General features: G+C 39.5%; 18 protein-coding genes. 12 read left to right on the plus strand and 6 right to left on the minus strand.

Going from position 1 to position 21,437, the window contains the following annotated elements; genetic code table 11:
- Positions 1–2: 2 nt before the first annotated feature.
- Positions 3–1,352, plus strand: coding sequence for a neutral/alkaline non-lysosomal ceramidase N-terminal domain-containing protein (locus GYM62_RS14720; RefSeq protein ID WP_219956978.1), 1,350 nt, complete (start codon positions 3–5; stop codon positions 1,350–1,352).
- On the opposite strand, the gene GYM62_RS14725 is transcribed toward GYM62_RS14720, so the two are convergent.
- Entirely contained in the window at positions 1,349–1,942 is a 594-nt protein-coding gene (locus GYM62_RS14725; protein WP_219956979.1) for a methyltransferase domain-containing protein, read from the minus strand. The genes GYM62_RS14720 and GYM62_RS14725 overlap by 4 nt on opposite strands.
- A gap of 66 nt (positions 1,943–2,008) precedes the next feature.
- On the opposite strand from GYM62_RS14725, the gene GYM62_RS14730 reads away from it, so the two are divergent.
- Entirely contained in the window at positions 2,009–3,367 is a 1,359-nt protein-coding gene (locus tag GYM62_RS14730) for an acyl-CoA dehydrogenase family protein (protein WP_219956980.1), read from the plus strand.
- 331 nt (positions 3,368–3,698) lie between these two features.
- Here the strand turns inward: GYM62_RS14730 and GYM62_RS14735 are convergent, their stop codons facing one another.
- The gene (locus GYM62_RS14735; protein ID WP_219956981.1) at positions 3,699–4,538 is read right to left on the minus strand and encodes a hypothetical protein; all 840 of its coding nucleotides are present in this window, start codon (positions 4,536–4,538) and stop codon (positions 3,699–3,701) included.
- 106 nt (positions 4,539–4,644) lie between these two features.
- Here GYM62_RS14735 and GYM62_RS14740 point away from each other — a divergent pair, with 106 nt between their 5' ends.
- Complete coding sequence (locus GYM62_RS14740) at positions 4,645–5,280, plus strand: GDSL-type esterase/lipase family protein (protein WP_219956982.1); 636 nt, start codon at positions 4,645–4,647, stop codon at positions 5,278–5,280.
- Between the two features lie 73 nt (positions 5,281–5,353).
- Positions 5,354–6,100 (plus strand): TMEM175 family protein, encoded by a 747-nt coding sequence (locus GYM62_RS14745; protein WP_219956983.1) that lies wholly within the window; start codon positions 5,354–5,356, stop codon positions 6,098–6,100.
- Positions 6,101–6,152: 52 nt separating this feature from the next.
- On the opposite strand, the gene GYM62_RS14750 is transcribed toward GYM62_RS14745, so the two are convergent.
- Both GYM62_RS14750 and GYM62_RS14755 read right to left on the minus strand, forming a co-directional pair.
- Entirely contained in the window at positions 6,153–6,635 is a 483-nt protein-coding gene (locus GYM62_RS14750) for a thiol-disulfide oxidoreductase DCC family protein (RefSeq protein WP_219956984.1), read from the minus strand.
- 124 nt (positions 6,636–6,759) lie between these two features.
- Positions 6,760–7,824 carry a hypothetical protein gene (locus GYM62_RS14755; protein ID WP_219956985.1) on the minus strand — a complete coding sequence of 355 codons (1,065 nt, stop codon included), beginning with the start codon at positions 7,822–7,824 and terminating at the stop codon, positions 6,760–6,762.
- A 174-nt stretch (positions 7,825–7,998) separates the two neighbouring features.
- On the opposite strand from GYM62_RS14755, the gene GYM62_RS14760 reads away from it, so the two are divergent.
- Complete coding sequence (locus GYM62_RS14760) at positions 7,999–8,478, plus strand: thermonuclease family protein (protein WP_091652592.1); 480 nt, start codon at positions 7,999–8,001, stop codon at positions 8,476–8,478.
- A 77-nt stretch (positions 8,479–8,555) separates the two neighbouring features.
- Here the strand turns inward: GYM62_RS14760 and hflC are convergent, their stop codons facing one another.
- On the minus strand, positions 8,556–9,494 hold the full coding sequence (hflC, locus tag GYM62_RS14765) for a protease modulator HflC (protein ID WP_091652589.1): 939 nt from the start codon (positions 9,492–9,494) through the stop codon (positions 8,556–8,558).
- Positions 9,491–10,462 carry an FtsH protease activity modulator HflK gene (gene hflK, locus GYM62_RS14770; RefSeq protein WP_144607038.1) on the minus strand — a complete coding sequence of 324 codons (972 nt, stop codon included), beginning with the start codon at positions 10,460–10,462 and terminating at the stop codon, positions 9,491–9,493. The genes hflC and hflK overlap by 4 nt, the downstream gene beginning before the upstream one ends.
- Before the next feature lie 199 nt (positions 10,463–10,661).
- Here hflK and GYM62_RS14775 point away from each other — a divergent pair, with 199 nt between their 5' ends.
- From GYM62_RS14775 to GYM62_RS14805, 7 genes are all read left to right on the plus strand, one after another.
- Positions 10,662–10,862, plus strand: coding sequence for a hypothetical protein (locus GYM62_RS14775; RefSeq protein WP_219956986.1), 201 nt, complete (start codon positions 10,662–10,664; stop codon positions 10,860–10,862).
- 1 nt (position 10,863) lies between these two features.
- A complete protein-coding gene (locus GYM62_RS14780; protein WP_219956987.1) occupies positions 10,864–11,160 on the plus strand; it encodes a hypothetical protein in 297 nt (98 codons plus the stop codon).
- A 250-nt stretch (positions 11,161–11,410) separates the two neighbouring features.
- Positions 11,411–13,306: a PQQ-binding-like beta-propeller repeat protein gene (locus GYM62_RS14785; RefSeq protein ID WP_219956988.1), complete on the plus strand. Its 1,896-nt coding sequence runs from the start codon at positions 11,411–11,413 to the stop codon at positions 13,304–13,306.
- Positions 13,307–14,546: 1,240 nt separating this feature from the next.
- Positions 14,547–15,110, plus strand: a complete 564-nt coding sequence (locus tag GYM62_RS14790) for a hypothetical protein (protein WP_219956989.1) — start codon at positions 14,547–14,549, stop codon at positions 15,108–15,110.
- A 55-nt stretch (positions 15,111–15,165) separates the two neighbouring features.
- Positions 15,166–17,346, plus strand: a complete 2,181-nt coding sequence (locus tag GYM62_RS14795) for a TonB-dependent receptor domain-containing protein (protein WP_219956990.1) — start codon at positions 15,166–15,168, stop codon at positions 17,344–17,346.
- A gap of 204 nt (positions 17,347–17,550) precedes the next feature.
- Complete coding sequence (locus tag GYM62_RS14800) at positions 17,551–18,930, plus strand: Fic family protein (RefSeq protein WP_219956991.1); 1,380 nt, start codon at positions 17,551–17,553, stop codon at positions 18,928–18,930.
- An 880-nt stretch (positions 18,931–19,810) separates the two neighbouring features.
- Positions 19,811–21,409, plus strand: a complete 1,599-nt coding sequence (locus GYM62_RS14805; RefSeq protein WP_219956992.1) for a hypothetical protein — start codon at positions 19,811–19,813, stop codon at positions 21,407–21,409.
- The last annotated feature ends 28 nt before the right edge of the window (positions 21,410–21,437 follow it).

Raw genomic sequence — 21,437 nt, forward strand, 5'->3', positions numbered from 1 at the left:
CTATGGACCTAAAATCAGCTTTTAAATTATTTGGAAAGATCCTGCTCGGGATCTTTCTGTTTTTGTTGCTGATTGCATTATTTACTCTCACAACTGTAGACCGCAGTCCGCTTGATGAACAGGATTTTTACCAAGAAACCTTTACCAGACTGGACCAACTGAGTTTTGAGCAAAGCATAGGGGATGGCTGGATGGCCGGATGGGGAAAAAGTAATATGACTCCAAAAAAGCCTGTGGATTTGGTAGGCTATGCTCCCAGAGGAAACTATGAATTTGTAGCCGACAGCAGTTATGTAAAAAGTATCGTCTTGAGTAATGGAAAACAGGAAATAGCCTGGTTGAATTACGAGCTATTGATTGTTCACCCGTATTTAGCAGAAAAAATTGAAAAGAAGATTAGAGAAAAGTATCCTCAGATCTCTCAACTCCTATTTACAGCTACACACACGCATTCAGGCATGGGAGGCTACATGCCCGGGCCTTTGGGAGAACTGGCATTTGGAGGCTTTCAGGAGGAAATTGTAGCTGGAATTGCAGATAAAAGTTTGGAGGCCATTGAGCGAGCCAAAGCAAGCCTAGATACTGTGAGCATCCATTTTAGGAAAGCAGACGCTAATGAATTGGTGGCCAATCGATTCGTAAAAGATGGTCCGATTGACCCATTTACCAGACAATTGATTTTTACCAAGAAAGATGGGAAGTCTGCCACACTCTTCACCTATTCTGCCCATGCCACTTGCTTGAGTACTAAGTTTATGGGGCTTTCAGGTGATTACCCTTTTTACCTGATGAAAAAAATGGAACAGTCCAACTTTGATTTTGCACTTTTTGCAGCAGGCACGGTTGGTTCTCATAGACCTCTTCGTTCAGGGAATGATATACCGGCAGTTCAAGAATATGCCCTATCCCTCGACTCCATCAGTCAATTAAAAATGACCCGGTATAGCACAGTCAAACTTCCAAGAATCCGAAATGCAAGATTGGACTTATCGCTTAGAGAACCCCATTTAAGGATCTCAGATGATATCCGGATTAGACCATGGTTATTTAAAAAACTACTAGGCGAAACCAATCCACATATGGGTATCACTCAAATCGGAAATACGCTAATCATTTCTTCAAGCGGGGAGATTTCAGGTGTTTTTTATGAAAAATGGGATCAATTGGCTCAGGAAAAAGGACTCAATTTAATTATAACCACTTTTAATGGAGGATATATTGGCTACATCACGCCAGATGAACTCTATGACGAGCATTTTCATGAGGTAAGGGAGATGAATTGGTACGGCCCGGGGAATGGACAATACTTTGATGAGCTGATTACTCGAATAATCCAAAAAGCCGGGAATTAAGCTTTTTGCCAAAGCTGAGCCCGTACCCAATCTTCAGACCATGTTTTTTCTTTCAAGAGGCGGAATCCAGCCTTCTCTAAAAACTCCTTATAATCAGGCAAATCCTTTCTTGGATGCTTAGTGAAAGCTCTGAAGAACCGTATCATCAAAGATTGAAGAAGCTTATTCCGTCTATTTTTCTGCGGGAAAAAATCTGATAGATAGATCAATGCCCCTTGCTTGGAAACAGCTTTTATTTTCATCAAAAGCTCCTCTAATTCTTCATCGATTAGCGTATCCAATACAAATGGCAACAGGATCAAATCATAAGTTTTACCTAGAGGAATTTCTCCTAAATGAAAATTAAGCTCTGAGCTTTCTAAGTTTTTTTCGGCTTTGCGAAGCATACTAACTGACACCTCCACAAAGTCCCCTTTCATATCCCTTTGAACAGACTGATAATCAGAACCAGTCCCTCCGCCTATGATTAAAAGATGCTTGTTGCGTATATTAGAAAGATAACAAGTTTTGGATTGCTTTAAAGTTTGGCCAAAAACCAGACTGGAGAGCAATTCGTAAACAGGAGTCAACCAACGATAATTATCTTTCATATCTCAGAATTAGAAATCTAAGTATTTCTTTTTTCAGATCCTTTCCAATAAACCTAACATAATCGTATGAAAAATCTTTTTAAGAATATCTCAGGCCTTCGCCAACTACTCAAATCTGTAGACTTAGACCAAATCTCTAAACTTTCCCAGAAAGTTGACCTCCCCAAGATGGTAGGATTGGTGTCACAAATGAGCGAATCAGACATATCCAAAATGATGGGAATGCTTAAAGGAGGAGGTAAACCTAAAGAAATTCCACCGATCAACGGAGACTTTTACGAGTTGGGGAAAAGCTTACCCAAACACGAGCGGGATATTCAGCTGAGGGTACGGGAATTTATGGAAAGTGAAATCAAACCCATTGCCAATGATTACTGGAACCGCGGGGAATTCCCTATGCACATCATTCCAAAAATGGCCGAGCTGGATATAGCCGGGCTAACTTATCAAGGCTATGGTTGTCCTGGACATTCCGCCTTACTGGAAGGATTTATCGCTATGGAAATGGCAAGAATTGACACCTCAATTTCTACTTTTTTCGGGGTGCAGAGTGGCTTAGCAATGGGATCTGTGTACCTATGTGGGTCGGAAGCTCAAAAACAAGAATGGCTTCCTGCCATGCAGAAACTGGAAAAAATCGGAGCATTTGGGCTTACTGAACCAGAAGTTGGTTCGGGAGTTGCCGGAGGCTTAACTACTACCTGCAAAAGAGAGGGTGATGTATGGATTTTGAATGGCCAGAAAAAATGGATCGGAAATGCCACTTTCTCAGATATGACTGTGATTTGGGCAAGAGACCTGGATGATAATCAGGTGAAAGGGTTTATTGTAAGGAAGGATAATCCAGGTTTTTTTGCTGAAAAACTGGAAGACAAAATGGCCTTAAGGACTGTACAAAATGCTCTGATCACTTTAACCAAATGCGAAGTACCGGAAAGCGACAGGCTACAAGAGGCAAATTCATTTAGAGATACTGCCAAAGTCTTGAGAATGACCAGAGCCGGAGTGGCCTGGCAGGCAGTAGGCTGTGCGAGAGGCGCTTATGAACTCGCATTGGCTTATAGTAATGAAAGAAGTCAGTTTGGAAGACCGATCGCATCCTTCCAGTTGGTTCAGGATCTTTTAGTCACCATGTTGGGAGATTTGACAGCAATGCAAACCATGGTATTTAGGCTTTCCCAAATGCAAGACGCAGGAGATCTGCTGGATGAGCATGCTTCTTTGGCCAAGGTATTCTGCACCTTAAGAATGCGATCCATCGTGGATCAGGCAAGAGAACTGTTTGGTGGCAACGGAATTTTGTTGCGACATGATATTGCCAGATTTGTGGCAGATGCAGAAGCAGTATACAGCTATGAAGGCACCAAAGAAATCAATTCTTTGATTGTAGGGAGAGCTATTACCGGACACAGTGCTTTTGTGTAGTACATAAATTACGGTTCCAGATGAAATTGGATAGATTGATGTACAACATTTATCCTAACTGACAATCATCTATCCTCAAAAAAGTGCAGTCTAGTCAATCCCGGAGGGATTAAAGTTCGGTAGAATACGACCTCACAATAGCTTAGCCATGCTGTAGGCATGGAACTTTGTGATCATTTAGAGTTATTTTAATTCCCCTCTATATCCTTTTGAGGGGAATTAATTTATTAATTAAACCGTCCCGATATTTATCGGGACAAGCTCTTGCCGACTTTGTAAAAGGGAGGATTGTTTCTAGGTATACATTTAGGAACGGGATTTCTATCTTATTTCAAAAAATCAATAATATCCAAGGCAATAGAAAAACCGCCTCCATCCTAGTCCGAATTTGATTTTCGTTGAGATTTTTGTTGAAAAAAATCAAGAAATGGAGGATAACCATTATCAGCAAAATACAGGAATACATGCGGAAGAAAGAGGGCAAAGCGATAAAGAGTGCAAGCGAAGCTATAATCAATAGCAGAGCAAGTCTTCGAATCCAGTCCAATAATTGTGTAGGCTGAATCAACTGCGCCGCAGAGGGAAAACCAGCTATTTCATCTTTTTTTCTGTCCATCCAGGATAGCATTAGCAAGTTTAAAAAGGCCAACAGCGTAAATACTAATAAAAAGGCTCCCAGTCTCCAGTCTCTATCCAATGCTTCGGCTCGAAGAAGAGGGATCCAGGCAATCCCCAAAACGTAAAAAACTGCCGTACTCAATTCCTTAAGTCCATTCCCGGCATTTCCTCCTAAGCGTATCAAGGTCATACTTCCGCCTATTGCCCCCGCAAGAACCAGAGACCAAAGTAACTCCCTGGTCCAGCCTAAGACCCAAATCGCTCCCAGCAAGCCTAAAAGCGTAGCTAAAGCCAGGCTAAACAAAAGGGTTTTCTGATTTCTTGCATGAAACTGATGCCTGGGACTCAGGTCAATCTGTACTTTTTTACGGGAATCCAACAGATGATCGGCTGTATAAATTACCCAAACACAGAGACCCAACAGGGCATAAATTTCCCACCCTAGCTGCACGTGGAGGAGTTGAGAAAAAAATAACATCCCTGCCATGGCTCCTAAAACCACGTCAATGGAAAGCCAAGAAATGAAAGGCAAAAGAGCTTTGATAGGCTTCATCTTCTAAAAATAGGGGAAGGTAAAAGGAGTGGAAAATAAATGGACTGAATTTTCTATTTTACATTCAATTAATTCATAAAACCCAAAAATCAAACCTTTCAGCTTTATGCGAACCTATTTCAGTTTTCTATGCCTGTTTCTTTTCAGCCTATCGGCATACGCCCAATCACCTATCAAAATTGCCTGTGTGGGAAATTCAATCACACAAGGACCCGGTAGAGATAATCCGGATTCTTATCCCTTACAAATGCAGGCATTATTGGGAGAAGCTTATCTAGTAAAGAATTTTGGAGTAAGTGGCAGAACGCTATTGAGAAAAGGAGATTTCCCTTATTGGAATGAACCACAGTTTCAGGAAGTGAAAGATTTTGCTCCAGACATTTTGGTAATCATGCTTGGCACCAATGATTCCAAACCACAGAATTGGGTCCATAAAGCCGATTTCAGAAAAGACTATTTGGATATGATTGCAGAGTTTCGTCAGAATATGCCTGTGGATGGAAAGGTATATGTCATCATGCCAGTACCGGTTACCAAGGATAATTTCGGAATTACTGCCAATGTTATGAACAACGAGCAGCGTATGATGATCATGGATATTGCTCAATCCAGCGCTTCAGAGCTGATTGATTTGTATACCCCTTTGATGGACAAAGCTGAGTTGCTGCCTGATGGGGTTCATCCCAATAAAGAAGGCTTGGGGATTATGGCAGCAGTGATTGCGAGAGCAATTAGACTTTAATTCATTTTCATGTCCAAAACCTTTCAATTGAACTAGATTTCTGAAATTTCATTGAATCAAAAATAAACTCTAATTGAAACAAAAAATTCAAACTTCTCAAGAAAAGCTGGGCTTTCAACTAAGGGGGCTGGAAAATACTCGGATAGAATCCCTGAGCGACGGAGTATTTGCCATAGCCATCGGTCTTCTTTTACTATCCAGTAGTCCTCCTGAAAACTTTGAGCAGTTAAGAGATTTCATCAAAGATTTTATTCCTTTCGCTGGTTCTATTTCAATTTTGATGTTGATATGGTACCAGCATTATCTATATTTTATCCGTTTTGGTCTCAGGGATTCTGGAACCACCGCCATAAATACTATTCTCCTCTTTTTAGTATTGTTTTATACCTACCCCCTAAAATTTCTAATCAGGCTATTAGTAGATATTTACACTGCTTTATTAACTGATAATAAGGAGCTATTTAATCGGATTTTCACTGAAACAATCAGACCTGAAGACACTTCAGAATTGATGGTCATTTACGGGCTAGGTGCATCTGGAATATTTTTAGTCTTCGTATGGCTTAATGTTCGATCACTGAAGAAAAAGAAACAATTACTACTTTCTCAACAAGAAATACTTCTCACCCAAAACAGTGTTAGGATCAATTTAGCAATGGGGCTGATTCCCCTTATTTCAGTAGCTATTTCATTATTCAATCTGGGTGGCAGTTATACCTTTATCATTTCCGGATTTAGCTACATGCTTTACCTAATCATTATGCCCATTTTGGCTTTTTTCAATTCTAAAAGGCTAGAAAATTTTAAAACCTCTACTTAAAACCCGGCAATTTTAAAGAAACATAATTTCCTGAAAGGCTAAAACTTAGACTTCAAAAAAGGATACTTATACCAATAAAGCATATTCCAAAAATGAGCGCAAGCCAAATTAAATAATAAGGCTTTTGTTGCTTTGGATTTTTGCCCCAAAAAGCATGGGTAATTTTCATCATGGCTGGCCTATTTTTAGCCATGAAATTGTAGGCATGATCGCTCATCCATCTGAAAGATCTGGACTTCTGATACCAGCGGTGCGGAAATTTCAAAGGCCTTTTAAAATGGAAAAAGCTCCTGTAAGCTGAATCAGGACCACTGAATATTTGGCCGTTTGGTTCAATAAACCGGGAAGCCTTCTTGAATTCTTTGAGAGGAATTTCAGGAAATTGATTCGCTACTTCCTGATAGGTTTTAAAAGTTATACCCGAAGATTTCCTTTCCCAAACCTGAATCCAATAGGCACAGAAGCCACAGTTTCCATCCCATATCATCAATGGTTTAGAAGGAGGACTTTGGGTTCGGGAAATTTTTTGGAACATAGGAAAATGAAAAATTTAGTGGTTAATAGATGAAAGCCGGAAGCACTTTTAATTATTTAACCGCTTTAAGGCTTCAGGGTTTTATATAGCTAATAAATAGCTTCACAATTGAAGCATGAATCGATTAAACTTTTGAATAAAAGGGAATTTCTTCTCCTCTTTCCTTAGCCTCTTTTCTAATATTCATATGAAAGTAAAGACTCTCCAAAGTTTCTTCCTGATTAAAGCAATACTCATCTTCCAAAAAATCCTCAGTCTCATATTCTGATAGCGCATAATACTTTTGGACTAATTGAGCACGAATAGGAATAAATCCTTTCCAAAAGATTGGGAACAGATCAAAATATCCCTCTCTGAAGGAATGGCCTCTCCAATTGATAAAAAAGTCTTCATCGAGATTGGTGTTTTGGAAAAGAAATTCGCAGAAATAATCATCCATAATCGTTTCTGCCTGAATCACTTTTTCTATTAGCTCTTCTTCATTTATTTTCTGAGAAAAATCCCAAGTCAATAGTCCCTCTTCATATAAATCCCTAACCACATTCCAATATTTATTCAGCTGTGCTCGAGTTTGGAGATATTCTTCCCAGCTGTAATCCTCATAAAAGGGCAGGTCTTCCGTGGCTTCTGCCAAATAATCAAAAGTAGCCTGAGTCAAGATCAGCCAAGCCTCCACCCAATCATAGGTTAAAGGATTGGGCTCCTTCTTTAATAATTTCAGCTCCACATTGGCTTTATGGGCATAAATCTGCAGGTCTGATTTCCCTAGAAATCTCAAATGCTCATCCGCATGAATTCTCAGATTAACTCGTGCACCTAGGCCAAACTCTTCTTGATGGCATGAAAAACAAGAGCAAGAGTAAATATCCGCAATTTCGTGGTCCTTCCTGTCTTGGGTGAGTTCTAGTACAAACCTTAAATCCAAATAACTTTTAGACTGCTTTCCAAGTAGCCTGTATCCAGTTCTAATCTGATCGGGATTACAGGACATTTCATGACAATATCCCGGAAGAAGCTCCAATTCTTCATCTCCAGCATCCCTAAATTGTTTGAAAGATGTATTCAAGCTTCTTAGAAAAGACTCCAAAGGGACATCCGAATAGGTGCGACTTTCATCCATTAATTCCCACAAAGAATCTATATCCATTTTTGAAAAAGCAGTAAGCACTTGGTTGAGATAAAAATCCATGGGAAAAAGAATTAAGTGAACCTTGAAGTTCTCTAGTTTCTCAGAAATGACCAAGTAATTTTCAATGCGAGCCTATCTAATTAAGACAATAGCTGTCGTAACTCTGAAGATATTTTATCTTTTGACAGGTCTTTTACTCCTGTTTTCTTAGGTTTGGAATTATTCATCAATCACATGAGAGCAAAAAACTTTTTTATCCTTTTTCTGTGGCTAGCATTGGTTCAGCAATATGCTTTTTCCCAACAAAAAACAGCACTCCTCCCTGTCACCAAAGTGGTTGACGGTGATACTTTTTGGGTTCTAAATAGTAAAGGTCAGGAGGAAAAAATCCGATTGATTGGTGTGGACTCACCGGAAGCACGTAATTCGGGAAGGAAAAGAATTGAGTACTTTGGAAAAGAGAGCTCAGCTTATGCAAAGCGCATATTGGAAGGCCAAAAAGTGAGACTGGAATATGACGTTCAGCGCTATGATAGGTATCAAAGAACTTTAGCCTACGTCTACCTGGAAGATGGAAGGTTTTTTAATGCGCTATTGGTTCAGGAAGGCTATGCTACAGTAGCTACGTTCCCTCCCAATGTCAAATACGAATCTTTATTTATCAAACTACAGCGCGAGGCACGAACCAAAGGAAAAGGACTTTGGGGGAAATGAGATAAGGCCAAATCTTTTTCAAAAAAAATGCCCTTGAGCAAAAAACTCAAAGGCATTTTATTCAATGGTTACTGATATCAATTCAGTTTCCTCAGGTATCTGAAAAATTCAGAATCTGTGGATAAAATGATACTGGTTTTCTCATCCATGGACTTCTCGAAACTCTCCATCGTTCGAAGAAATTTGTAGAGTTCCACAGAGGTTCTACTACGATTATAAGCCGCCGCATAAATAGCAGTAGCTTCCGCATCTGCTTTCCCTTTGATTTCCTCTGCCTGGCGGAAAGCTTCCGACTGTATCTCAGCCAAATCCCGCTCTTTATTCCCTTCAATGACACGGGCCTTTCCTTGCCCTTCAGACCTAAATTGATCTGCGATTCGGTTTCTTTCAGAAATCATTCGGTCATATACTCTGTCCCGAACATCATCCACATAATTCATTCGCTTGAATCGAAAATCCAGGATTCTTACCCCCAAATCAGTGGTTCTCTCATTGGCTTTTTTCAAAACAATCTCCTCAATCTTATCCCTTCCGACGGAAATATCCTGCAATACCTCAATCTCCTCCAGAAAGTCTTCTGTGATTTCCGGTTCCCGATTGCTTGACCTCACGATATCCAATAAATCATGACTGGCAATTGCATTTCGGGTTTCCCCATCCAGAATATCATCCAGTCTAGACTGTGCAGAACGCTCATCTCTCAAGCGAATGAAAAACTGCAAAGGATTAGTAATCTCCCATCTTGCATAGGTGTCGATGAATATAAACTTCTTATCCTTAGTAGGAACCTGATTTCTGTCTCCGTCCCATTCCAAATAGCGCTTGTCAAAAAACTGCACTTTATGCAAAAATGGAATTTTGAAATTGATGCCCGGAGAGGTTCTAGGATCTCCGACAGGTTTCCCAAATTGGGTAACGATAGCCTGCTGCGTTTCATCCAAAACAAAATAGCTATTGAAGGTCATTAGGACCAACAAAGTCACTATCACGATGGAACTTATCTTTCTCTTGCTCATTGTTGAGGACTTTTAGCTTTATCAATATTTAATAGAGGAAGGACATTGTTGCCTTTTTCATCTACGATAATTTTGTTGCCGATTTTAGGCAAAATCTTCTCCATGGTTTCCAAGTAAATTCGTTGTTTGGTAACTTCTGGCGCCTTGATGTACGCTTCATATAAAGCATTAAATCGCTCAGCTTCACCTTTGGCACGGTTGACCCGATTAAGGGCAAAAGCCTCTGCCAATTGGATGGTCTCTTCCGCTTCTCCCCTAGCTCTAGGAATCACACGGTTATACTCCGCTTCAGCTTGGTTGATCAAAGTTTCCCGCTCCTGCTGAGCCTGGTTTACGGCATTGAAGGATGGCTTCACCGGCTCTGGGGGATTTACATCCTGTAGCACTACCTGGTCTATTCTGATTCCATTTTCATATTCGTCACAAAGTTCCTGAAGCAGCCCCTCCACCGTCGTGGCTATTTCCTGTCTTCCTACAGTCAAAACTTCATTCACCGTGCGGTCTCCGACCACCTTCCGCATCACTGACTCCGACATATCCCGGAGGGTTTTTTCTGCATTTCTCACTTTGAATAGAAAATTATACGAATTGGTAATCCGGTATTGTACCACCCATTCCACATCGGTGAGATTGAGGTCACCTGTCAGCATCATACTTTCATCACCAAAGCCTGTCTTGGTATAATCAGTTTGAGTCCCTGCCCGGGTAGTTCGGAATCCGAATTCCTGCTTCAATTGACGCTGAACGGGAATTTTATACATACGCTCTATCCAAAATGGAATGATAAAATTCAGACCGGGATTGACCGTACGATTGTATTGGCCCAGTTGAATAACCACTCCTTCCTCTTCCGGACCTACGGTTCGGATGCTAGTGAAAAGGGCTATGAGCAACAAAAACCCTAGGACTATTTTCCTGAGGTGTTTCCTGAACCAATACAGGTTGATTTGATAAATTTTTTCTTCCATATAATATTAAGCCAGTTTATTGCCTACTAGTTCAAAGGTTAACTCGAGCAGACTTGATTATTTAAGAATACCACTAAAAATACTAAAGAAGAAATAATTCATAGTAAAAAGAGAAGGTGGCTTAACGCAGAAATTAACTAAATGCCATAACAATCCCTTTTTTAATCTGTTAGGTATTCATAAACCAATTTTAATTACCATGACAAAAGAAAAAGAAAGTATTCAAACCTGGCCTGATTTGGCCATTGGACTGTATGAAAAGCTAACAGGAAAAGGTGCAGTGATTTCCTATGATTTCGAAGATTTTACGTTGGGCGTACCGAAGGAAGTTGGCGACATTTCCACTTTTACCAATTGGAAAGTCAACGGCAAATTGAAAATCTCAACCAGCGAGAAGTAAGATGGCATCTAGCTTAACAATTGCAGCTGATTTAACTATTTCCTCCGAAACTCATGAGTTAATCGTCTTGAGTGATTCAGAGGAAATAGGAATTGCCATCAATGGAAATGGGATGCCCAACTTAGGAATTTCCACTTGGAGACTTTTTAAGCTTCTAAGAAGTTTCCCAAAAGCCAATATCAATCAGCGAATACGCATTGTTTACAATCAAAAAGAGATTTATCGCAGTGATAAATCTCTTCTTCGCTTTTCTAATGTTTCAGCACTTATCAGATTACTTTTTAGCAGATCATCTTGAAATAAAATCCAACCATTCCATCAATAAAGTCAGCAGTATTTTTTTTAAAAAGTAAAATCCAAGGTTGCCCCCTTGCTTAAAAAATCAGCTTATCTTCCTTTTTGGGGTTCTTAAGCATTTCAAAATCAGTTCTTTTCCCTCATTCCTAGGCTTTTTACAATATAAATACGCCATATAACGTATGGTAATCCATCTGTGGCTATTTTTTCTTTAGGGTGTAGAATTTGAAAACCTCACAACTCCCAAAAAGATGAAAAAATTAAGTTTTTTATTACTGGCTGTAATCTTCCTGGCAGGGAATGCCTGGAGTCAAACAGCTCCCACATTTAAATATGAAATAGGTGGGAAAATCGAAAAAATGACCCTCACAGACGCAGGAGTCCTATTAGTCAATGGTAGCAGCGGGCTATCCGGAATAAGACCCGGAGCAAGTAGCCCGCATTTCAGTTTTGCCGAATATGGTAAAATCAAAGAAGAAGAAATGGAACTCGTGCCTTTAAGCCCCTACATAATTCTAACCCAAGGCGGAGCTTCCCAAATTCCGGGAACCATTTTCGCCAACTCCAAACGTACAGTGATCGATGTGATTACCGGAGAGAAGGTATTTGTCACTGAAGAAAATGGCTGGAAGCAAATAGCTCAATTAAAAATTTTCCTTCCGGAAAATAAGGTTGTCGTGGTGGGAAACCGTGAGAAGCGTGAAGAAGAGGTACTAGCGGTTGGTATTTATGATCTAGCTTCTGGAAAACAAGAGGGATTTGCAAAGCTCGATCCCAATATTGGGAAAGTTAGAAGTGGCGCTGCTATTCCTATGAGTTCTGGAGCGCCATTTTTACTTCAAAATCAAGTATTTGTTCCTACAACCAAAGGGGTAATCTGCGCCAATGTGAAAGATGGAGGCATTATCTGGCAGAATGAAATCAAAAATGTCACCAGTATGATCGCAGATAATACCGGAAATGAAATTTACGGATTCGAAGAGAGAAGTAATGGAGATACCCGCATTCACAAATTTGGAAAAGACGGGCGAGAACTTTGGGATAAAGAGCGAAAAATCAAAGGTTCAATTACAAGGTTTCAGATTTTACCCCAAGGTCTGGCAATCGTAAGTGATGTGTTCAAAGGAGGAAGCAGCTTGGTAAGCCAGATAGGTGGAAGCGGTGAATCCAAGATTGCTTTCCTTGATGCCAACAATGGAGAAGATCTTTGGGAGAAAGCCCCTAAAACCAAGGGATATGTACAGCACTTTTATGTAATGGAGGATGGAATTTTATTTGGTATTGCAGAAGGTGGAATTAATAAAATCAAGTTTGACGGCACTCCACTTTTCAAAAAGCCCATTGATACAGGAGCAAATATCCATACCATGGCTACCACTCCTCAAGGCATGATCTATATCACCGACACCGATGCAAATATCATCAACCTCACTACCGGTGATTCTAAATGGAAAAAAGGAATTCAATACAAGAAAGCAACAGCTGTTACCAGCGCGTATGATGCTGCGAAGGGACGCTATTTGATCAGCACAGGAGAGGAAATTTTAGCTATTGATGAAAATACAGGAGATCTCAGCACACTTGCCAAATTCAAATTTGATGGAAAAGAAAGTCCTTACACGATGGGAGTTCGCTCCTCAGGAATCTATTTAGCATCTGATCAAAATATGATGTTGTTGAATAGTGAGGGAAAAGAGAATTATCATGTATTTCATAAGGCCCCGGGCCAAAGCACCTTTGCAAAAGTTGCATTGGGAGCTTTATCGGTAGCTTCTGCAGCAGTATCAGCGGCAGCAGCTTCCCAATCCACCTATTCCTATTATATCGGAGAATATAATAGTGCAGATGCCATGCGCGCTAAAAACAATGCGGCTGCAGCAGAATCTTTTGCAAATATAGCTTCCGTATCCTATGGAGAAATGACCAAACGATTTAAAGCCACCATGGCAACGGCTAATGATCAGTTTATCCTAACAGATTTGAGCGACGGAGTAGGTTTGGTCAAAGTGAACAAAGATTCTGGAAAAACCGAAAAGGAAATCATCCTGAAAGATAAAAAACCGGTATATGAAGTGGATGATATAGAAGGCTATTTGTATTACCTATCCGGAAATGGAGTCATCAGTGCCTTTGATTTAAAAAAATAAGAGCGTTTCTCGCTATTCAACAAAAAAACCTCTCTCGGAAATTAACTGAGAGAGGTTTTTTGATTAGTAAGAAGGTATGGTATTGAAATTATAGGAAAAGAGTTGTTAAAGCAATAGATATTTCAGGACTTAAATGATTTGATAAAATAGCATTTATAAAAAAACTCTATACCGGTTTCTAAACCTTAAAACAAAAAAAGCCGATCATTTCTGATCGGCTTCGTAGTAGCGGGAACAGGACTATTTTAAATTACTGTTTACTAATAGTTTACGACTTAAAGAGGACAAATCGGGGGACAGGTTCATTTTGTACCAAAAAAATTAAATTCATTTGAATTGATTTTTGTCTAAATCTCGGATTTTTTGCAAAATCTGGGTTTTTGGTCTGTATGAGGGGGTTCAGTTTTGAATGATATTTTTTTCTTTTTGATGTTAAGAACAAAAAACGTCCAAGGCTTCAGCTAGGCTAATCAGAAATCGAATCTTCATTTTTTATTCGAAATTTAAATTCATTTGAATTGATTTTAATTTCAGCCCTCGAATAATTCGTACTGTACGAGGTGTGCGAAGTGTACGAACCGTACGAATTAAGCCTTTTTTCTTTTTGCTGTTTGAGAATCTTTCTTTGTGGCAAAAACACCACTGATTGTTTTTGCGCTTCACCAATCACTTTGTGCACAATCTGTGTTCACAAAGTAAATTCCAAAGTTTCCATTGAGGTATAATTCATGAAAAGGCTATGAAGCAGGATTTTTATGAAAAGTGGCTGCTCTCCCTTTTCAAGAAAGGTTCCTCTAAATTAAATTTTAATATCCAAAATCTTTATTTCTTCTACTATCTTGGAATAGATCAGTTTATAATTCGTTACTGAGCATCAACAGTGGATGGCCTTCCTTGACACGATTGGGTTACTTATCTATGTCTTTTAGTGTCTCAGTTGAAAAGTCAAACTCAATTTTCAAATGATTTGATCCGATAGCCCAATCCAACCGGAAAAATTAATCATTTCCAGTTGGCTAATTTAGATCGATGCCACGGAGAAAGAACAAAAAAAGGATTTCTCTATAAGAGGGAACATGTAAACTGTTCAATTTTTAAAAGACAATTCTACTAAACTCAATTTAATGTCAACCTCATAATTTTCCACCCATCAATTCCAATGGCGTTAAATCATTATTTTTTATCCTTGGGATATTAAGTTCATTTCCATTCTTTTTTAACTTTACTTTAGCCTTTAATCATGAGAAAATCAGCTGCCATTTTTCTCCTTACGTGCTTTGGACTGTATCACCTGGGATTTTTTGCGGTGCAGTTCCTTATGCCTATGGCAATACATCAACATTGGGAAAATCAGATTTGGGAAAATGACGAAGACTTTCTTGAGGGTAAACTGATCCGAATTCCTTTTGCCATGCCGTATGGACAGAATCAGGAAAACTTTCAAACGGTGAATTTCCAAATGGAAATTGAGGGAAAAATGAACCGAGTAATAAAACAACGGTATTTTGAAGATCACCTAGAGGTAGTCGTGGTGAAGGATGAGCTCCAAACGAAACTTAATGAACAGGTGAAACTCTGGATAGTTTCTCTCGCATCTGATCAGGGAGATTTTGAGGGTCCGCCTTTACAGAAAGTACTTTTAAAATCTTTCGTAAAAGACTTTGTCCTACGCATTCACGATTTCTCCTTTGCACCAAAACTTTCCGAAATATTAATCCGGCATTCTTCTCCTTTTTTAATCACCATTCCGATGGGAATCAAGGATATCATACTGCTTCCTCCCCAAGGACTCCAGTTGTCCTGAATCTTTTTTCAGGGAAATAATCCCTGAATTTCCCCATTAATTATGACTTCTTTCTATGAAATACAAGTATTATATCTACTTGCTTATGGGCTTTTACTGGCTATCAAACCATGCATTTGCGCAGCAAGACACTGTTAAAACACTTACTCTCGAAGAGATTAAAATCCAGAATTTTCGACTTCAAAACCCTGTCACCAGTCTTCCGTCGACGCATGGATTGATGGTAGTCGGGGGAAGGAAATCGGAAGTGATTTCCCTGAGTGGATTAGCTACGAATCTTGCAGAAAAGACAGGCCGAAGCCTGTTTGCAAAAATTCCCTCAGCATTCATTTATGACATGGATGGTACCGGAAACCAAATCAACGTCTCTGTGAGGGGATTGGATGGGCATCGCAGTTGGGAATTCAATGTCAGGCAAAATGGGGTCATGATCAATACAGATATCTATGGATATCCTGCCAGCCACTATTCCATGCCCATGGAAGCAGTGGAACGGATCGAGCTGATTCGTGGAACTGCAGCGCTACAGTATGGTCAGCAGTTTGGTGGGATGCTGAATTATGTGCTCAAAAAGCCCGATCCAATTAAAAAGTTCAGTCTTGAAAACATCAGTTCAGTAGGGTCTTTTGGACTGTTGTCCAACTACACTTCGGTGGGAGGCACGATTGGCAAGTTCAGCTACTTTGGATACTATCAAAAGAGGAATTCCAACGGATATCGGGATGGCGGAAAATCCGAATCTGATGCCCAGCATGCGGAAATTTCCTATCAGATTAACGACCGCCTGAAAGCTAAAGCAGAACTGAGTCGGAGTATCTTTCTTTACCGAATTCCGGGTCCACTCACTGACGCCCAGTTTAAGGAGGATCCAACACAAGCCACCCGGTCACGCAATTATTACAGTCCTGAAATCTGGGTACCGGTATTGACACTGGAAGGCAGATTGGCAGCTAATACAAGTTTCAGTTTGGTGGGAAGCGGGATATTTGGTCAGAGAAGTTCAGTCACTTTTGATGCACTTGCAAACGTGCCCGACACCATCAATAGTGCAACTTCTGAGTACGCTCCTAGAAATGTGGATATTGATAATTACCATACCCGGACTTTTGAGGCTAGAATTTTACATGGATATACATTAGGTTCTGTTAAAAATGATCTCTCAATTTCAGTTCGATATTTCAATAATTCCTTTGATCGCAGGCAAAGGGGTAAAGGGACGACTGGCACAGACTACGACCTGTCTGTTGTAGGAGATTTTCCCAGAGATATCAACTTGAAAAGTCAAAGCATTGCAGCATCACTGGAAAACCAATTTCACTTAAATGACCGATTTTCAATTTCACCTGGATTACGGATAGAGAATGGAAGTTCAGCAATGAGCGGAACTATCAGTTATGTGGAAGCAGAGCAAGTGCCTCAGGAAATTGAATATGATTTTGTGACGTTGGGGATCAACGCCAATTATCAGTTTTCGCCTTCCAATCGCCTCTATGCAGGAATTTCCCAAGCCAACAGACCGGTTCTGTTTCAGGATATAATTCCCGGAAATCCTCTAACTATAATCAACCCAAACCTTACCCACAGCTTTGGATACAATTCGGAAATAGGCTGGGAACTCAGCCCCAAGGAATCGATGCATTTAAACGCTACCCTGTTTTACACATTTATAGGCAAACGCATCGGCAGTATTTTAGTGGAGCAAGATGATAATACCCTGATTCAAAAAAGCAATATCGGAGACAGCGGAACGGCCGGGGTTGAGCTCCTTTGGGATTGGGAATTCTTGAAAAAAGATCGCTTTGCACTCTCATTCTATACCTCATCAAGTTGGATGCGGGCAAGATATCTAAACGGGTTTGTGGCTGGTTCGGAAGGAAATGAAGAAATCGAGGGAAATCATGTCGAGGCTGTTCCCGAGTGGATCAGCAGAAACGGGCTAACCGCTTCCTATGGTTCTTTACAATTGGCTCTACAGCATCAGTTTGTAAGCGAATCTTTTTCCGACGCACTCAATACAAAAAGTCCACCTCCATCAGGTGCAGTGGGTTTGGTTCCTTCTTATCACATTTGGGATCTTCAGGGAATTTATACCTATGAAAACCTGACTTTGCGGGCAAGTTTTCAGAATATTTTCGACAACTCCTATTTCACAAAAAGACCTCAAATGTATCCGGGACCAGGCATATGGTCGTCTGATGGAAGAAGTTTGGTTATTTCCCTTGGTTTTAGAATCTGATCAATTCCACCTTCTTATATTATAACTTAGGGATTAAACTCAGAGACAATTCTTCAAAACGACTCGACAAAAGCGGAGAAATAGAGAATCGACATTCTTTCCAAAGAATGACGCGATTTAAATATTGCGTCAATTATCGTGACACGATTCTTTTTATTGCGTCATTTTTATGCTATTATTGTCGCGATACAAATGGGATTGAAAATGGAAAATCGAGATGAGCTACAACTGATTAAAGAAATAATTGCATCATCATCTGATGGCTTAGGAATAGAACAACTTCTTAGGTTGCTCCCATTTCAAATTGAAAAGAGAGCACTTCAAAGACGACTAAAAAGCCTCAGAGAAAAGAATCTGATTCTAATAAAAGGAGAAGCTCGATCAACAAAGTATTATACAAATGTCCCTGAACAAACTCAGGATTCTGGAAAGATAAAATCAGAAGAGGAGCTACAATCGACCATTCCGCTTTCACAAGAAGGCAAAGACGTTTGGGCCTTGGTCTCACGTCTTGTTGCACAAAGGAAACCTGTCGGATACGAACGAAGTTTCTTGGAAAATTACCGTCCCAACATCGACAGCTTTCTCAGCAAAGAAGAAAAACAAAAACTGGCTGAATGGGGAAATACTAGGAATGGAGAACAGCCAGCAGGGACCTATGCCAGAGAAATATTAAATCGCCTTTTGATCGACCTTTCTTGGAATTCAAGCAGACTGGAAGGGAACACCTATTCCTTGTTGGATACAGAGCTGTTAATCCATAACGGGAAAACCCCCTCGAACAAGTCTCCGATGGAAACCCAGATGATTCTCAATCACAAGGAGGCTATCGAGTTTTTGGTAGAATCGTCTGATGAGGTGGGCTTCAATCGCTACACTTTTCTTAATCTCCATGCCCTGCTTTCAAACAACCTGTTGCCAAATCCGGCTGCATCCGGCAGGCTTAGAACATTTGGCGTGGGAATCACCAATTCGGTATTTACTCCGTTGGGAATTCCACAACTCATCGAAGAATCTTTTGACCTAATACTAGCAAAGGCAAGCCAAATCCAAAATCCATTTGAGCAGGCTTTTTTTGTATTGGTTCAGCTTCCCTATCTCCAACCATTTGATGATGTCAATAAGCGAGTATCCAGATTGGCTGCCAATATTCCTTTGAACCGACACAACCTTGCTCCTCTTTCATTTATAGACGTACCGGAAGAAAGCTATATCAAAGGAATGCTAGGCATTTATGAATTAAACCGCATCGAATTATTCAAGGATGTTTTTTTGTGGGCCTATGAGCGGTCAGCCCTAAGGTATGCAGCCATTCGTCAATCTCTTGGCGAGCCGGATCCTTTTCGCTTAAAATACCGAGAAGAAATACGCGGGATCGTCAGCCAAATTGTAAGCAATGCAATGGATAAAGAAGCAGCATCCGAAGCAATAAAATCCGAAGTCAAAAAATTACCAGAACCAGACCAATCCAGGCTCTCCGAAGTAGTAGAAACAGAACTCTTGGGATTACATGAAGGAAATTTTGTCCGCTACCGAATCAGACCTTCCGAATTTACTGCTTGGAAAATGAAATGGGATTCTTAAAAAAAGCAGTCAAGTCGAAATCGTAACCCATAGAAATTCTAATTCCCAACCGCTAAATCATTTTAAATATAAAGTTATGAGATCCAAAAAAGGAAAAAGCGGGACAAATCGTAGGACAGATTTGGGGACAATTTAAATCAAATGGAATCGATTTGAAATTACAAGCTGGATCAAAATCCCTAAAAAAACCAAAAAGTTGACCACAGAACGATCACCTGTTTATTAGTTTGAGCAGTACTGTTGTAAATTGTTGATTTACTGAATCTTATATTTCAGGCGAGACAAATAGGGGAACAGGTTCATTTTGGTCAAAAAATTTCAAATTCTTTTAAACTTATTTCAATCATGCTATCGAATTCTTTCTAAAACTAAGATCCCTAAGCCATTCTAAAGGCTAGAAAGTTGGACGGTTTTTTTCGTTTTGGTGATAAGGACTGGAAACCTAAAGACTTCTGCTAACCTTTTGCCAAAATCGAACATTCATTTTTGATTCTTTCCGCGGTAAGTCAAATTTTGGGTACTATGGTTTTAACAGATTTGTATGATTTCGAATTTCAATCCTCGAACAATTCGTATGGTACGAGAGGTACGAAGCGTACGAGGTGTACGAATCACTAGCTCATTTTTCTCACCATTATTGATATCGTTTGTCAATAGAACCTAAGTAAGGGATTGATTTTCCTATCCTCTTATTTATCTGACTCCTTCAATCCTCGACCCATTTTCTTCGCCTAGGAAAAATCATTAGGAGGTTTCAAAAATCGGCATTGCACAGCATTTTTCGACCTCTCCTCCTTGCATTACCGACATTATGTGTCACTTTCTCAATTAATCAAGTTCTTTGTAATACCTCAAAATAGAGGAATACTTATATTCAACTATGAATAATTGGCTCAAGGAAAATGAAAACGTATTTGCATTCAATGTAAAAGGAGATATTGTTTTTGCTCCAGACGCGGAAAGTGGACGAAATGGGTATTTCTGTATGGGTTGCAATAGAGTTATGCAAGCAGTAAAATCTAAGAAAGGGACATTTTTTCCCTATTTTAGGCATGATGCCAGCGCGAGTAAAGGACTACCAAAATGCACCTACAAAGATGAAACTTTCAGGCATAAGCTAGCCAAAGACATACTTCAAATTGAAAAACAAATCAAAGTTCCAGATATCCTAAAGCATCCTCCTATTGGAATAAACTCTCCTCCAAACCTGATTGAGGCATCTCATGTAATTTCCGCAGAAATCGCAAAAACAGAACTGACATTTTACGAAGATGAAAATTGCGAGATAAGATGGGGCAAAAATGAAAATGTTAAAGAAAAAAATCTTTTAATCAAACCTGACATTTCATTTTTTGACAAAGAGGGAAAGCCTACTTTACTAATAGAAATCGTCGCAACCCATAAAATTGATGAAGAGAAATTTTTAAAACTTCAGAGATTAGGAATCGACACGGTTCAAGTTGTAATCCCAAAAGCATCTATAGAGGACATTAGAAATTTCAATAAACATATCAAATACATTAAATGGGTCTATAATCATGTCGAGCAAAAAAGCGAGTATATACAACTACCCCCATCAAATGGAACGGGAATATTATCTACTGATGAAATCCCGGATTACTTTTTCAAAGAATCTTTTAAGTGTAGAGCAGCGCAAATTAGAGACCTTATACGGAGAATTGGAGTCTGCTTGGAATCAGAACAATATAGAACAGTTAAACAACACCTTGAATCGGAAATACAAAGGGTTGAGAGTTCTACAGAGCGAATTAAATCAGAACAAGAAGAATATCGAAGTTTCAGTAGAGCAGATTGGGAATCAAGAAATAGCGTCGAACTGGAGAGAATTAAAACTGAAGAGGCAAAATTTAAGAGAGAAGAACGAGACTTTAGAAAAAAATCTGAAGACTTGGTCACAAGATATTATACAAAAAGAGGCAAAATTGATGACGAGCAAAGAAAAGTTGATGAAGAATCAAGAAATCTTTTCGGAGCAGAAGAACAAAGTCGACTTAGCATTGAAGGAAGAAGATCTGAAAATAACAGAACTACAGAACGAGTATCAAAAGATATCGACGGAGAAAGAAACCTTATTAAAAACTATACTAAAAGAAGAGAAGAGCTTCCAAATGAGTTTGAGCAAAATAAAGCAAGAGAACTCTGCGACTTTAAATCAATTAGCAAGCAGTTTAAAAATGAAGAGGAGTCAATTGACGAACGAAGAAATGGAATCATTAAAAGCACAAGGGAGTTTGAGGAACAAATTGGAAGAGAATTTGAAACAAGAAGAAGAGACCTTATTAAAAGAATGGATTCTGAAGAATTCGAAAGATCTGAACTCTTATCCTCAAGCAATAACCCAACTATTCAAGGATGGAAATCACTCCATGATCTCGAAACAAGTACAGCTCAACTTAAAAGAGCGCGAGCAGCTTTTGACAGCTTTAAGGAAAAACATTTCAAAAATTGGGAAGACTGAAGAATGGTATTTTGCGAGATTTGACGAA

This window comes from Algoriphagus sp. NBT04N3 (assembly GCF_019443765.1).
In the GTDB taxonomy this organism is placed as follows: domain Bacteria; phylum Bacteroidota; class Bacteroidia; order Cytophagales; family Cyclobacteriaceae; genus Algoriphagus; species Algoriphagus ornithinivorans.